The organism is Pseudobutyrivibrio sp. OR37 (genome assembly GCF_900113655.1).
Taxonomy (GTDB): Bacteria; Bacillota; Clostridia; order Lachnospirales; family Lachnospiraceae; genus Pseudobutyrivibrio.
Genome location: NZ_FOQF01000023.1, coordinates 1 through 13,094, shown reverse-complemented (window position 1 = coordinate 13,094; position 13,094 = coordinate 1). Strand labels below are relative to the sequence as shown.

The following is a 13,094-nucleotide window of genomic DNA, read 5'->3' as shown; positions in this document are numbered from 1 at the left end:
CATTATATTGACATCGCTATTTTATGTTGATGTCGTAATTTTATATATTCATGTCACTTTGTGACATTGTAGGAGAATGTTATGAATGTAAATGGGGTAGATAAGGTAAAGTTCGTTGATATGACTAGTTCAAATGATTTCTATTTATTTGAAGTGGGCTGTTATAAATGTGAACCATCCTACAGCTATGGTCCGATTATTAGAACTAGAACGATTTTCCACTATGTAATATCTGGGAAAGGGTATCTTATATTAGATGGAAAAAGATTTGATATTCATGCTAACCAGGGATTTCTGATTCCTGCAAAGTGCACCGCTTACTACGAAGCTGATAAGGATGACCCTTGGTCTTATGTATGGATTCATGTGGATGGGCCAAGAAGCACTGAGCTTTTTGCCAGTGCAGGCATCACCGCCGAAAATCCCGTTTTTACTTCTTCTGGTGATGCTGGCGAGCTTGAGCAATATATTAATGATATCTATGATAACGCAGATAAAGAATGCTATTGCTACGCAAAGGTTTATGAATTCTTCAATTGCTTAAACACCAAATCTGTTAATAAACAACCAGAAGTAGAGATTGACCCAAGACTTAATTATGTTAAAAGCGCAATTAGATATATTCAGCTGAAATATTCAGAGCCTATTAATGTAGAAGATATTGCAAGAGCCTGTGGGCTGAACCGCAGTTACCTTACGCGTGTTTTCAAGCACGCCACGGGGTACACCCCTCAGCTATATCTTGCCACCTACAGAATAAAAAAAGCCTCGGAATTGTTATCTAATACATCTGAATCCATCAATAATATTGCTATTATGGTTGGATACTGCGATGCATTTACATTTTCCAAGGCCTTTAAAAGATATAAAGATATGTCACCAAGTGAATACCGTAAACGTCACGGTATTACTGATTAGACTGCTCTCTCTTAGCGATCATTGGTAAGATTACGCCAAGTGCTGCAAGTACGATTGGTGTAAGGATGTTGAGGAATGTGTTGAATAAATCGCCCTCTACATACATACCAAGTAAGCAGCTAGCTGCTGTTACGAAGAAGCACCAGCAACCTGCGAAGATTGCTACAGCCTGATTCTTAACGAACTTGTACTCAGGATTGAACTTCTCACCAGCCTTACGAAGCATGATGTATGCGAAGAATACCCAAAGGTAACGAAGTGGCATACATACTGAGTTAAGCTTTGTAAGCTGCTTAAGAACTACAGCTGCACCAGGAACGAATGACTGGATAAGGATGATTGCACCTGAAAGAACTGCTACCATCTTGATACCATTTACATAAGCGCCTGCATCGTTCTTCTTAAGAAGCTTAGAAGGGATGAACTCTCTAGCATCTTCGTTATCAAGAAGCATACGAAGTGGTGCATCGATAGAAATAACAAGTGTTGAAAGCTGACCGATTGCATTGCAAAGTGCATAGATAATCATGATAGCGTTACCAACATGATAGTACTCACCAAGTCTCTGGAATGCCCAGTAAGAACCGTTTGAGTTGTATGCATCGAAGTTAGCATTAACATCAGCTGGATCAAACATCATACCCATAGCGATTGTACCAAGGATAGCACATACCATAACCATAACAGCAAGTGTAATCATTGCCTTAGGGAATCCCTTTGATGGGTTTTCTACCTTGTTAACGTATGGAGAAATCTTCTCACATCCGCCTACTGCGAATACAAGGATAGAAAGTGATGTAAAGTACTTAACGTTGAATGATGGAATAAGTGTCTTTGCTGTAAATTCCATTGGAACGTATGCTGCATGTGGGTTGATTGCAGGTGCTGCAAACATCATAAGGATGTAAAGAATAGACATTACAAACATAGATGTACCAGCGATAGTTGCAAGCTTCTTAAGTGGGTTAAGACCACGTGAAGCAACATAGCAGAATACAAGTAAAATAGCGAATGTTACAAGCTGAACTGCAAGTGTTGGGAAGCTATCGTATGTTTCACCATTTCTGAAAACTGCCCAGCTAAGAGCCTTTAAGCCACCTGATGACTTAGAAGCGATGTAAGTAATGTGGCATGCCCAGTATGTCCATCCGGCATAGTAAGCTGCCTTTGCTCCTGTAGTTCCGAAAATCCATGAGCTGACACCACCACCTGATGTCTTGAATGCAGAACCAAGCTCACCTACCATAAGTGCATATGGTACAAAGTAAAGAGCAAACATGAGAATCCAGCTGAAAATACTCTGGATACCGTTGAAGTAAATAAATCCATTTAATACATTTCCGAATCCCCATACTGTCGAAAATGCCATAAATGCAAGTGTGGACCATTTGATACGTTTAGAATCCATTTAATTATCCTCCCTCTATTTATCGTATCAGTCTCTATTTTGTAGACAGAGCCTACAAGACTTTAGCACTGTAAACTTTTACACCGTACAGCGACGAAGGCTATTATACTACATTTTTCCCGAAAATTAAATCTTAAATAAAATATTCTGAACATTGGATAATTATTCAGTCTGTAGTCATTTTTTATCCTCTTTTCTCTGAGCAAATGCAAACTTGTCACTATTGTGCTATTATTTATGATATTTGGAGGATTTCATAATGTTAGCTAATTACCATTCACACACAGTTAGGTGCAATCACGCCAGCGGTACAGAGCGTGAGTATATCGAATCAGCCATCGCTGCAGGCTTTAAAATCTACGGTATTTCGGACCATGTGCCTCAGCCATACCCTGATACCTACGAATCTCATATCCGTATGAAAATGTCCGAGGTGGAAAATTATACCCAGACTTTACAAAAGTTAAAAGATGAATATAAAGACGATATTCAGATTTTAATCGGATATGAAGTGGAATATACACACAAATATTTCGACAAGCTAATTAACTATCTACGTCAGTTCCCTTTGGACTATATCATTCAGGGACAGCATTTTGTCCCAGATGAAATCACAGGATTTTATTCAGGGGCTATGACAGAAGATGAGCAAAACCTTATTGATTACGCAGCCCTTACTATCGAAGGAATGCAAACAGGCCTCTTCTCATATTTGGCACATCCTGATTTAATCAATTATGTTGGTGACGAAGATGTATTCCAGATGCACATGCGTCCTGTAATTCAAACTGCTATTGATATGAACATTCCACTAGAGGTAAATATGCTGGGCTTTGCCACAGGCCGCAACTATCCTTGCGACAGATTCTTTAGCCTGGCGTCGCAGATGGGTGCAAAATTTGTAATCGGCTGCGATGCCCACGCTCCAAGAGATGTAATGCAGCCTGAAAGCTTACCTGGATTTGTAGATTTCCTTAACAAGAACAACATTATATATGGCGATAACGTAATAGAGCTAAGACCTGTATAGGCCTTAGCTCTTTGTTAATTCTTGTATTAATAATTTTCTTCTCTTACTTCGAAGTAAGACTGAGGATGTTTACAAACCGGACAAACCTCAGGAGCCTCTACGCCCACAACAATGTGACCACAGTTGCGGCACTCCCACATGGTTACGCCACTCTTCTTAAAGACTTCCATGGCTTCCACATTATGCAAAAGCTTACGGTATCTTTCTTCATGTGCCTTTTCGATGGCTGCAACCCCTCTGAACTGGGCTGCAAGCTCTGGGAAACCTTCTTCTTCAGCTTCCTTGGCCATTCTATCGTACATATCAGTCCACTCAGCATTTTCGCCTTCTGCTGCATGCAAAAGATTGGTAGGTGTATCCCCAACTTCCCCCAAAGCCTTGAACCATAGCTTAGCATGCTCTTTTTCATTGTCAGCTGTCTTAAGGAATAAAGCTGCTATCTGCTCATAGCCAGCTTTCTTTGCTACCGATGCGAAATAAGTGTACTTATTTCTTGCCATTGATTCGCCTGCAAAAGCTTCCCAAAGATTCTTTTCTGTCTTGGTTCCTGCATACTTGTTTTCCGCCATAATAATCCTCCTTCTACAATACATTGCCAGTTAACATCATAATAACATATTTTGAGGTTTATTTCTGTGAATTTCTCATCATTCTTTGTAGATAAGAGGTAGCCTGGGTGGCCGAATAGGTATTGGCCGGCTTGCTTTCTAGCATTTCCTCTGGAATTTCCTGCTTATTTGACAATTCCTTCAAAAAGGCTGATGGTCTGTCCTTGTATTTGAATATTGTCAAATGCTCCCTGGCCCTGGTCATTCCCACGTAAAAGATTCTGCGCTCCTCCTCGTAATCCTTCTTCTCCTGAGGAGTTGCCTTGGTGTGTTTTCTTAGAACCTTGTTAGGAAATACTCCATTTAATACATCCATTAATATTACCGAATCGTACTCTAATCCCTTGCTGGAATGGATGGTAGATAGGATAAACTTTGTGCCTGGGTCATTCTTCTTTTCCATAAGCAGCTGTCTTAATACAGACAGACGATTAAGGAATGACGGAATATCCTTTTCCTGCTTGGCAAGCTGTTTTAGTATGAAGATTTTATTAGTGTCGATGTTGTTATCCCCAAGGTAATCGCCGTAACCCATAAAGTTTTCAATTCTATTAATGGCTTTGTATGGATTCTCATTTGCCATGTTTTTGAAATGAGTTCTTAATGAGCGACAGTTTCCCAGCACGTGAGGGTTCATATTTACAAGCTCTGCTGCATCCAATATACCGCTGTGATTTGCTTCCGCCAGCTGGCACATGGCGATTGCATCAGTCTTTTTGATATAAGCCTGAAACTTGAAATATATCTTCATGAAAAGCTCTTCATCCATAGGAACGAAGGCAAATCTGAGCATATTTACAATATCAATTACCACGCGATTACTGAAAAAGGTCAGGTCAGCGCTTTTAATGTTGTAAGGGACATTGTTTCGTTCTAACAAATCCACCAGTGGAAGTACGCTTTCGTTATCTCTATATAGCACTGCTGTCCTTGTGGCTGGATTTTCAGCCACCTTCATAAGATAGCTGTACTGAGCCTCCCTTGCTATTGAGACATAATTAATATCGCTTGCAGCTGATTTGGTAGCGCATATATGCTTGGCATGGCGCTCCTTGTTGTGCTGGATAAATATATCTGCAGCCTCTACTATCCTTGCATTAGAACGATAGTTTTTGTCCATCACCAACACCTTTGCCCCTGGATGCTCCTTCTCAAAATTAAGAAGAGCATCTGGATATGCAGCTCTAAATCCGTAGATACTTTGATCCTCATCACCTACCATGAAAAGGTTCCCCTTTGCTCCTGCAAGCAGGGAGATTATCATGTGCTGAATCTTTGATGTATCCTGAGCCTCATCCACGCAGATGTATCTGTATATGTCCTGAAAATACTTTAATGTAACAGTTGAGCCCTTCAGGATTTTGTAGGCATAAATCATCTGATCATCATAATCCATCATACTTTGCTCTTTAAGCTTGGCATTATACAGTTCGTAAATACGATATAAATCTATATCATTATCCTTACCCAGCTTCTTAATCTCATCAGCATTTAGATACATATTTTTGCAATATGTAATCAACGTGCGAAGCCCCTTAATATCACTTTCTGTGGGATAATCCTGTTCAACATTCAGATATATGTTTGTAAGAAGCTGCCCTGTAAACTTTTCATCGCTACATAGTTCGAAGGAAGTCTTTCCAATCATTCTTCCATAGTAGGCAATTATCTTGGCACAGATGCCGTTGATGGTTCTAAACTCTAGTCTGCCTGAAAGCTCTTCCCCGAAGATGTGTGTAAAACGCGTGGCCATATCCTTTGTGGCAGCCACTGTATATGTAAGTGTCAGGATGTTTTCAGGGGCAATGCCCTTGCAGTAAATCATGTAGCCTAGCCTATTAACAAGCACTGTAGTTTTACCACTTCCTGGCACAGCAAGAAGCAGCACAGGCCCTTCTACTGTCTGTACTGCTTCTAATTGTTGATTGCTTAATTGTTTTGTATATCTGTCTAAAAAATCTTTTTCTATCATATTACTCAAAATAAAAATCTATAGTTCCCATTCCATTATCCACATTGGCTTTTACAAGTGGCAGGCTTTCATCCTGGCTGCATTCTCCATGCATATTGATTTTGCCCATGCCATTATCACAGTTAAAACGTACTCTGAAATCCTTTGGGATATAAACCGTTAGGCTTCCCATTCCATTGTCTATATCAAGTACTGCACCATCTGCATCAACAGTGCTGCCTGTAAGATATACTGTAAGTGAACCAAGTGAATTATCGATGTCACCCTTTTTCAGGTTCTGAATCTTAACGTACTGAGTGCGCTGTCCAAGACTGTTATCTATGCTGAAATTTCCATCATCTTCCCAGTATTCTATGTTTCCTGCGCTTTCCACTGAACCCTTGTGGCCATCCTTAATCACGTTAATCTTTGGTTTCTTGCCAAATATTAGATTCATACCAACTCCAATCAGAATGAATAAACCGATAATTAATAAGAAATTAACATCCTTAAGGCCAAGTTCATTTTGATAAACACATGCACCACAGCCTAATACGCAAAATATGCTAATAAAATTCTTTTCAATGATTGTTTCTACTAAAACCACCAATAATAACAAGCTCACACCTATTCTAAAAAGTGGCATATCGGCGAATTTATCGCTGTTTCCAATTAAACAACATACCGCAAATGCGATAAGTGCCAAGCCTCTAAATATTGATTTAATCCTATTATCTTTCATTTTTTCAACCTCTTTTCATCCATAATCTCTATCAATGCTTTAATATAGTTCCTCGATGCATAAGCCTGCTTGGTGCAATTCCTAAAGGTAATCTCACTTGCTCCCGTGATATTCTTTTTTATCGAAGATATCAAATCCGTATTTACGATAGTGGATTTGGATACCCTGATAAAATCTCTTGGGAGTATTTCTTCAAGCTCATATAATTTTTGTCTGATTCTGTAGATTGATTTAGCAGTATGTATTGCTATATAGTTGCCACCGCTTTCCAGGAATACAATAGATTTCACATCCACATAATATTCCGTATCATCCATGTATGCTGAAATCCTTTGTGAACCTGTTTGCCGCTGAGACAGCAGACGCTGCAGTTCTAGAATCTCGTCTGTAATCTCCCGACAATGAATGGTTATCACATCCTGCTGTAATGAATCATCTACGTCAATATTTATCTTCATAACTATTGGCGCCTCCTATGATTTATATTCTACATAACTTCTAAATCTATTCAACAATTTGGGACAAGAGGTGATTTTTTTAATGTTACAGGTTAAAAATCCTCTAGATTCTGTATATCTGGTTTGTGAGGTCTCTGCGCTGGTCTAGGCTTTCTTTTTGGCTTTCGCTCAGGCTGGCTTTCTTCTGCATGGCGTTTGCTTCTATAATTGAAATAAATATCTACTGCAAAATGCATGATAAATATTGCCACGATAATATACAAATGGCAGAAGAAAATATTGGTGATTACACCGTTGTGCTTCAGCAGATAGTCTGATGAATAACCGCGTAAACAAAGGATTCCAAGGAAGGTCAAGCCAATTAACATAATTGGGATGTTCTTAATCGCCTGCTTCATGCACTCAATAAAATCCTTGAAGCTTGCATCAAAATATACGAATCGACCAATCATCAATGTAAGGAAATATGTGATGAACATGTCGTAGTTATTATCCTCGTAGATAAATTTGATATAGCAGAAGATAACAATCATATATATCATTCCTGTAAGGCGGATGGATGCCATTTCGCTTTTGTCTAGTCTCTTTAGCTTTACAAAGACATGATCCAAGAATGTGTTCAAAAGTATTGAGATTATCATGAACACCAGAAGTAAATAATCCTTATAATCACTCCAGAATTCATAAAATGATCCAGATGTAACAAATCTATTTATCAGATAGTACGCCGCCATAAATCCGATGATACTGCCGCCTGAAAAGATTAGCTCGTAAAATCTTTCTGATAATGAGAAGAATTCGTGCTGAATCTTCAGCTCTCCTTCGAATGTTTTGTTAGCAAATACAAAAAATATTCCGTACACCACTGCCAGTAATAGCATTGCTAAAAGTAAAAATAGTATGCAATCTGGCATGGTAAAATAATGTTTAGCATACTCTGCGTAAGACATTTTTTAACCTCCATTTATCGCAAAAAAATATGGAGCAGATAACCTGCTCCATTCGATTTTACATTTCTATTATGTTAAATGCAATCCATTTAAATTGCATATCTTAGTTCTTCCTTAAGCTTGAGAATTTCAGCCTCAACCTGCTCGAAATCCTCATCAATATATGTATATCCAAATGCGTTCTCAAGAAAAACTAAATCGTCATTCTTTAATTCATTAGCTTCCTTGTGTAACTGTGCTAATGTTACAAATTCTACTACATATAATACTAACGCTGCGATGATTACAACTGCCATAATTTTCTCCTCCTATAAACTGTATTGGTTTATTTGATGGTTACAGTATATAACAGTCTTTGTCACACTAGTATCACACCAGATCCACAGCCTTAATATTTGCTACCTTAATAAGATCTGCTGGTGAAAGCTCTATCTGAAAGCCCACCTTACCTGCGCTTACGAATACTTTATCGTAGCCTGCTGCAGTCTCATGGATGAAGGTTGGGAATTGCTTTTTCATGCCGATTGGAGAGCATCCACCGTGGACGTAGCCTGTAAGGCCCAGCAAATCCTTTTGCTTTATCATGGCAATAGATTTCTCTCCTGCGGCCTTGGCTGCCTTTTTAAGGTCAAGCTCCTCAACTACAGGAACTACGAATACGTAGTAGGCTCCTGTTTTTCCCTGAGTTACAAGTGTCTTAAAAACCTTTTCAGCTGGCTCCCCTAGGACACCAGCAATCTCTTCGCCAGTCATTGTTGCATCTGGCTCGTATGAATGACTCTCGTAAGAAATTTTCTTTGAGTCAAGGACACGCATTACATTTGTTTTATCGTTGTTTTTCATTTTATCATCCTTTACAATTGCGTTTCATTACATTTCCAATAGGATAATACAAAACCAGCATCAACACAAAATTTCCTGCAAAGTGCACCATATCCCATGGAATTCCTGAAATCCACCAAGGGAAGGCTGTGTTAAAGCCGCCGATGATGCCGCCGTCCCTCATTCCTATGAAGAAATATGTGATGGAGCAAAGCATACCAAAGCAAAGCCCGAAGATTCCGGAAAATATTGCCCAAAAGATTGCTGAATCAACCTTTCTGAACATATATGCCAAAATCACAAGCAGTGGCCATATGTAAAGATACATCACCCACCAGGTATTTACGCCATACATCATCCCTTCAACAAGAATCAGCACCGGTACTATCACTGCCACCTTCTTGCCAAACTGTCTGGTAAACATAATCAGCCAAAAGGTAGTCAGCTCTATATTAGGTGCAAAGCTGAGGGCCATTTTGCAAGCCTCGATAATGGCCACCATAAGGCCTATCATCGCTATGTCCTTTGTTGTAATTCTATTTTGCATTTAACTAGTTTGCCTTTTCGTAGGTCCATGTATATGTGTCGCCATCAGCTACAGGCTGCTGGTTTGCGCTATACTGACCATACTCACCATTTACGTAAAGTGCCCAATATGCATTATCCTCTGCAAAGATTGCCTGCTCGCCGTTTACAACCTCTACCATGATACCGTAATCTCCATCAGTTCCGCTGTAAGAGAAGCTATCATCGCTGTCTGCAAGCTCGTCCATTGCATCCTTTAAATACTCTGCATCTGTATTAACATCATAAGATGTAGTTGCACCTGTGCTATCTACTACTTCAATCACTACACTCTTACTACCTGCTGTTGGCTTTGCAACAAAAAGATTGTAGCAAATTGCAAATACTGCAATTAATGCAACTAAAATCACACCACCTATTATTATCTTCTTTGAATTGTTCTTTTCCATTGTTTTCCTCCATGTTGTCTGTATTAATCACATTCGTGATTATGCCTTTGTGGTCATATTATATACAATCGCTGTGCTAGTTACAAATCAAATCCCTGGTGACATTAAGGGCATCACTAGGATCACACTTTACATCTGGCTCGATAGGCTGGCCAGCTTTGGTCTCATCTATTCTGTACCACTTCTTAAATGAAGCTCTAAGCGTAAGCTTTGAGTTTGGAGTTACAAATGTAAGAACATCTCCATAACTATCTGGCATGTTTCCAGAAGCTTCACCTACTATCTTTCCTAAATGGTTATCAGTTACATACATTGCAAAATCCATGGCTGCGCTATATGTATTTAAATCTGTTAGCACATACAGATTGCCACTGAAGGCATCCGGCTTTTTGTTTATCTTTGTATAGCTTGCATCACATTTCTTTAAATAAGCTCCATATCTAATGGCGCATGCCCATGTATTATAGCCATCTATATCAAGATAGCTTAAGAATTCATCTGCAACGTATGAATTTCCACCACCATTGCCACGCAAATCTACAACAATATTATCTATATCTTTATCATTTACCTCTTTAAAAAAGCTGTCTAAGGTGTTTTTATAATGTTCATCATAATTGCATTCCTTCAAGGTAAATACTGCCATGTTATTATCCACATCAATGTCATAATATACCCAATCTTCGTTGGTATCATCTTGGATTCTTTTAATCTGCTCAAAAGAGACAAAATTGTAATGGTAATCCTTATTTCCATTTTCTGTATTAAATGTAAAGGTTACCCCTTCTTTAGTATCTACTCCAAGCATTTTCAGATATGCTTCGTTTTGTATGGCATCTTTAAAGAACACTATTAAATATTCTTCTCTTTCATAAGAGAATAGCTCTTTAAAATCCTTAAGCAGCGCATCTGTAGATGCTCCATTTATCTGTGTCGGAACTCCATATGCTTCAACCTGAGTTGCATCTTCTATGTAGCGATTATTATCTGATTTATACAGGCAGCCTGTATGACCATCATTTAACTTGTTTGTGATTTTAGATATAATGCGCCATTCATCTAAGGTTGTATAGCTATCGCTTTCATCATTTAATAGCTGCTCACGCTGATTTTTGTATTCTCTTTCCACCGCCTGCACCTTTGCATTATCCTTTTCAAGCCATGCAGGATGATGGCTGCGCAGCATCTTTATAGTGTAATCCATATCCTTAAGCACTTGTTTTTCAGTAAGCTCATCCTCTAGTGCTAGAGGTTCCACATATTTATCAGCTGTCCCCCTGTATGGATTGAATGCCAATTGATATATTAGGATTAGTAGCAGTAATGCTGCTGCAAATACACCTATGACTATAAAAAATCTCTTCAGTTTGCCTATCTTCATAACAAATATCCTCTCTATTCTTTTTTGTTGATGTTTAACAAAGAACCTTGATTTATCAAGCTTTGTTAAACTGTTTACAGTTACTTATATTGATCAAAATAGTGCATTACAGATATGAAGTTGGCTTCTTGGAGCCCTTTTCTGATGATTTTTGGTACAACAAAAAGAACGTCTTTGTTTTTTCTTTATGAAGGCCCTCTTGTCTCCCTAATCACCTACAGTAACTAACCTCTCATGTCTACCAGGATCACTGACCTCTGTCAGGTCCTAAATTCCTTCGTACTGCTTATCCGTAGTTGGGTGCTGCTCATGCTCCTCAGTCAGGGTCGTTGCCCTATAATAAATGTCAACGCAGCTACTAGCTCTACTTTGTTCTCTATATTTTGTCATTCCTGTATTCAGCACCAACTATTGGCGGACGCTTCCTGTTTACAAGTTTCTTTTTTGACTAGGCAGCGATTAGCTCGCTATTCCTATGGATATCCGTCATCATTTTGAATCTGTCATAATCCATACCTTTTGTTAATACCGCGTGAAATACGCGAATCAATTTGCAGCTTACGGCCATCATGGCTTGTCTGCGTTTCAGCGGATTCTTAACACGAGTAACATAATAATCATAGATTTCTCTAAATTCATGGTTCCTTGCTAGCAATGGCACCATTACTTGATAAAGAATTCTTCTCAGTTTACGTCTTCCTCGTTTACTGATTCTCGTTTTTCCTTTATGCTTTCCAGAACTTCTTTCCACTAGTTCTAGCCCAGCATACTTTTGGATTTGTTTTGGTGATTTAAAGCGTCTTATATCACCAACCTCAGCTATGAATCCTGCTATTGTTACAACTCCTACTCCTTTAATGGCGAGTAACTTCTCCACGTTTGATACTTTTCGAATTGCTTCTTCAAGTACCTTATTTATAGCTTCTAATTGCGAAGCCCATAAGCGATGCTCTTCAAGTAGCATAAAGAACTCACTTTTTGCACCGATGCCTCCTTCTAGTCCAATACTATTATGAGCCGCCTCAACCAGGGTCTCTGCCCTATCTTTACTTACTCCACGGCCTCGTTTTTTAGCATCTTTCCAGATTTGTTTAACACCGTCTACTCCAAGTGTAATGATATCTTGTGGCAAAGGCGCCTTTTCAAGAATCATTAAGCCACACACAGCATCATATCTTTTGTATAATCCCAGATACTCTGGGAAATGTATTGCAAGCCAGCGCTGAATTCTATTTGCAGAAATGTTATGCTGCTTCATAATTCTATCGCGGCTGTATACCAAATCTCTTATTTCGGCATAAATGCCTTCCGGTATATATGGCTCTGAATATCTACCATCTATAACCAATTTTGCAATTGTTTTTGGATCTTTAGCATCTGTTTTCTTTGGGCTGTTATCATCTAATTCCTTTATCTTTTTAACAGAGAATGGATTTACCATTACAAGCTTCTTTTGATGGTCTTTCAAATACTTTGCTAATGAAAACCAATAATGACCTGTTGGCTCACAGCCTACTAAAACTTTTGTCTTTTTATTATCAGCTTTTAATGTCTCTGTCCAGAAATTAAAGGAATTGAACCCTTCTAAGTCATTATGAAATACAAATACTTTTCTTGTTAACTCACGTCCTCGGTTGTCAAATGCTCTAGCGTAGTGAGTTTGGCTTCCTATATCCACACCAACAACTAATGTCTCATCTGTTACTTGTTCGATTTTTTCATTCTGTGTATAATTCATTTGGAACCTCCAGTGTTTTGATTGATTTGTTACATCCGCCAAGATGCATCTCAATCTTACCTTGAGGTTCTTTTTTATTCAATTGGTGTTATTTATGAATTACAGGAATGCTCC

General features: G+C 38.7%; 14 protein-coding genes. 2 read left to right on the top strand and 12 right to left on the bottom strand.

What is annotated here, in order from left to right:
* Positions 1 to 81: 81 nt before the first annotated feature.
* Positions 82 to 918, top strand: a complete 837-nt coding sequence (locus BM097_RS11230; RefSeq protein WP_090549582.1) for an AraC family transcriptional regulator — start codon at positions 82 to 84, stop codon at positions 916 to 918.
* Here BM097_RS11230 and BM097_RS11225 read toward each other — a convergent pair.
* Positions 908 to 2,326: an amino acid permease gene (locus BM097_RS11225; protein ID WP_090549579.1), complete on the bottom strand. Its 1,419-nt coding sequence runs from the start codon at positions 2,324 to 2,326 to the stop codon at positions 908 to 910. The two genes, BM097_RS11230 and BM097_RS11225, sit on opposite strands and share 11 nt — an antisense overlap.
* Before the next feature lie 259 nt (positions 2,327 to 2,585).
* Here BM097_RS11225 and BM097_RS11220 point away from each other — a divergent pair, with 259 nt between their 5' ends.
* On the top strand, positions 2,586 to 3,356 hold the full coding sequence (locus tag BM097_RS11220) for a histidinol-phosphatase (RefSeq protein WP_090549576.1): 771 nt from the start codon (positions 2,586 to 2,588) through the stop codon (positions 3,354 to 3,356).
* A gap of 26 nt (positions 3,357 to 3,382) precedes the next feature.
* Here BM097_RS11220 and rbr read toward each other — a convergent pair whose 3' ends face one another.
* The 11 genes from rbr to BM097_RS11165 form a co-directional block, all read right to left on the bottom strand.
* On the bottom strand, positions 3,383 to 3,925 hold the full coding sequence (rbr, locus tag BM097_RS11215) for a rubrerythrin (RefSeq protein ID WP_090549573.1): 543 nt from the start codon (positions 3,923 to 3,925) through the stop codon (positions 3,383 to 3,385).
* Between the two features lie 58 nt (positions 3,926 to 3,983).
* A complete protein-coding gene (locus BM097_RS11210; protein WP_090549570.1) occupies positions 3,984 to 5,936 on the bottom strand; it encodes an ATP-dependent helicase in 1,953 nt (650 codons plus the stop codon).
* A 1-nt stretch (position 5,937) separates the two neighbouring features.
* Positions 5,938 to 6,657: a hypothetical protein gene (locus BM097_RS11205; protein ID WP_090549567.1), complete on the bottom strand. Its 720-nt coding sequence runs from the start codon at positions 6,655 to 6,657 to the stop codon at positions 5,938 to 5,940.
* Positions 6,654 to 7,115: a LytTR family DNA-binding domain-containing protein gene (locus BM097_RS11200; RefSeq protein WP_090549564.1), complete on the bottom strand. Its 462-nt coding sequence runs from the start codon at positions 7,113 to 7,115 to the stop codon at positions 6,654 to 6,656. The genes BM097_RS11205 and BM097_RS11200 overlap by 4 nt, the downstream gene beginning before the upstream one ends.
* Positions 7,116 to 7,207: 92 nt before the next feature.
* Entirely contained in the window at positions 7,208 to 8,065 is an 858-nt protein-coding gene (locus BM097_RS11195; RefSeq protein ID WP_090549561.1) for a hypothetical protein, read from the bottom strand.
* An 89-nt stretch (positions 8,066 to 8,154) separates the two neighbouring features.
* Complete coding sequence (locus tag BM097_RS11190; protein ID WP_090549558.1) at positions 8,155 to 8,361, bottom strand: hypothetical protein; 207 nt, start codon at positions 8,359 to 8,361, stop codon at positions 8,155 to 8,157.
* A 73-nt stretch (positions 8,362 to 8,434) separates the two neighbouring features.
* Positions 8,435 to 8,908 (bottom strand): Cys-tRNA(Pro) deacylase, encoded by a 474-nt coding sequence (ybaK, locus tag BM097_RS11185; RefSeq protein WP_090549555.1) that lies wholly within the window; start codon positions 8,906 to 8,908, stop codon positions 8,435 to 8,437.
* A gap of 4 nt (positions 8,909 to 8,912) precedes the next feature.
* Positions 8,913 to 9,434: a hypothetical protein gene (locus BM097_RS11180; RefSeq protein WP_090549552.1), complete on the bottom strand. Its 522-nt coding sequence runs from the start codon at positions 9,432 to 9,434 to the stop codon at positions 8,913 to 8,915.
* Positions 9,435 to 9,438: 4 nt separating this feature from the next.
* Positions 9,439 to 9,861 (bottom strand): DUF4430 domain-containing protein, encoded by a 423-nt coding sequence (locus BM097_RS11175; RefSeq protein WP_090549549.1) that lies wholly within the window; start codon positions 9,859 to 9,861, stop codon positions 9,439 to 9,441.
* Between the two features lie 76 nt (positions 9,862 to 9,937).
* Positions 9,938 to 11,242: a S41 family peptidase gene (locus tag BM097_RS11170; RefSeq protein ID WP_090549546.1), complete on the bottom strand. Its 1,305-nt coding sequence runs from the start codon at positions 11,240 to 11,242 to the stop codon at positions 9,938 to 9,940.
* Between the two features lie 448 nt (positions 11,243 to 11,690).
* Positions 11,691 to 12,980, bottom strand: a complete 1,290-nt coding sequence (locus tag BM097_RS11165) for an IS110 family RNA-guided transposase (RefSeq protein WP_090549543.1) — start codon at positions 12,978 to 12,980, stop codon at positions 11,691 to 11,693.
* Positions 12,981 to 13,094 lie beyond the last annotated feature (114 nt).

Bases quoted from the DNA above. Each gene is read 5' to 3' on its own strand.
- BM097_RS11180 (WP_090549552.1), bottom strand. From the start codon at position 9,434: ATGCAAAATAGAATTACAACAAAGGACATAGCGATGATAGGCCTTATG.
- BM097_RS11190 (WP_090549558.1), bottom strand. From the start codon at position 8,361: ATGGCAGTTGTAATCATCGCAGCGTTAGTATTATATGTAGTAGAATTT.
- ybaK (WP_090549555.1), bottom strand. From the start codon at position 8,908: ATGAAAAACAACGATAAAACAAATGTAATGCGTGTCCTTGACTCAAAG.
- BM097_RS11230 (WP_090549582.1), top strand. From the start codon at position 82: ATGAATGTAAATGGGGTAGATAAGGTAAAGTTCGTTGATATGACTAGT.
- rbr (WP_090549573.1), bottom strand. From the start codon at position 3,925: ATGGCGGAAAACAAGTATGCAGGAACCAAGACAGAAAAGAATCTTTGG.
- BM097_RS11195 (WP_090549561.1), bottom strand. From the start codon at position 8,065: ATGTCTTACGCAGAGTATGCTAAACATTATTTTACCATGCCAGATTGC.
- BM097_RS11175 (WP_090549549.1), bottom strand. From the start codon at position 9,861: ATGGAAAAGAACAATTCAAAGAAGATAATAATAGGTGGTGTGATTTTA.
- BM097_RS11210 (WP_090549570.1), bottom strand. From the start codon at position 5,936: ATGATAGAAAAAGATTTTTTAGACAGATATACAAAACAATTAAGCAAT.
- BM097_RS11165 (WP_090549543.1), bottom strand. From the start codon at position 12,980: ATGAATTATACACAGAATGAAAAAATCGAACAAGTAACAGATGAGACA.
- BM097_RS11220 (WP_090549576.1), top strand. From the start codon at position 2,586: ATGTTAGCTAATTACCATTCACACACAGTTAGGTGCAATCACGCCAGC.
- BM097_RS11200 (WP_090549564.1), bottom strand. From the start codon at position 7,115: ATGAAGATAAATATTGACGTAGATGATTCATTACAGCAGGATGTGATA.
- BM097_RS11205 (WP_090549567.1), bottom strand. From the start codon at position 6,657: ATGAAAGATAATAGGATTAAATCAATATTTAGAGGCTTGGCACTTATC.
- BM097_RS11225 (WP_090549579.1), bottom strand. From the start codon at position 2,326: ATGGATTCTAAACGTATCAAATGGTCCACACTTGCATTTATGGCATTT.
- BM097_RS11170 (WP_090549546.1), bottom strand. From the start codon at position 11,242: ATGAAGATAGGCAAACTGAAGAGATTTTTTATAGTCATAGGTGTATTT.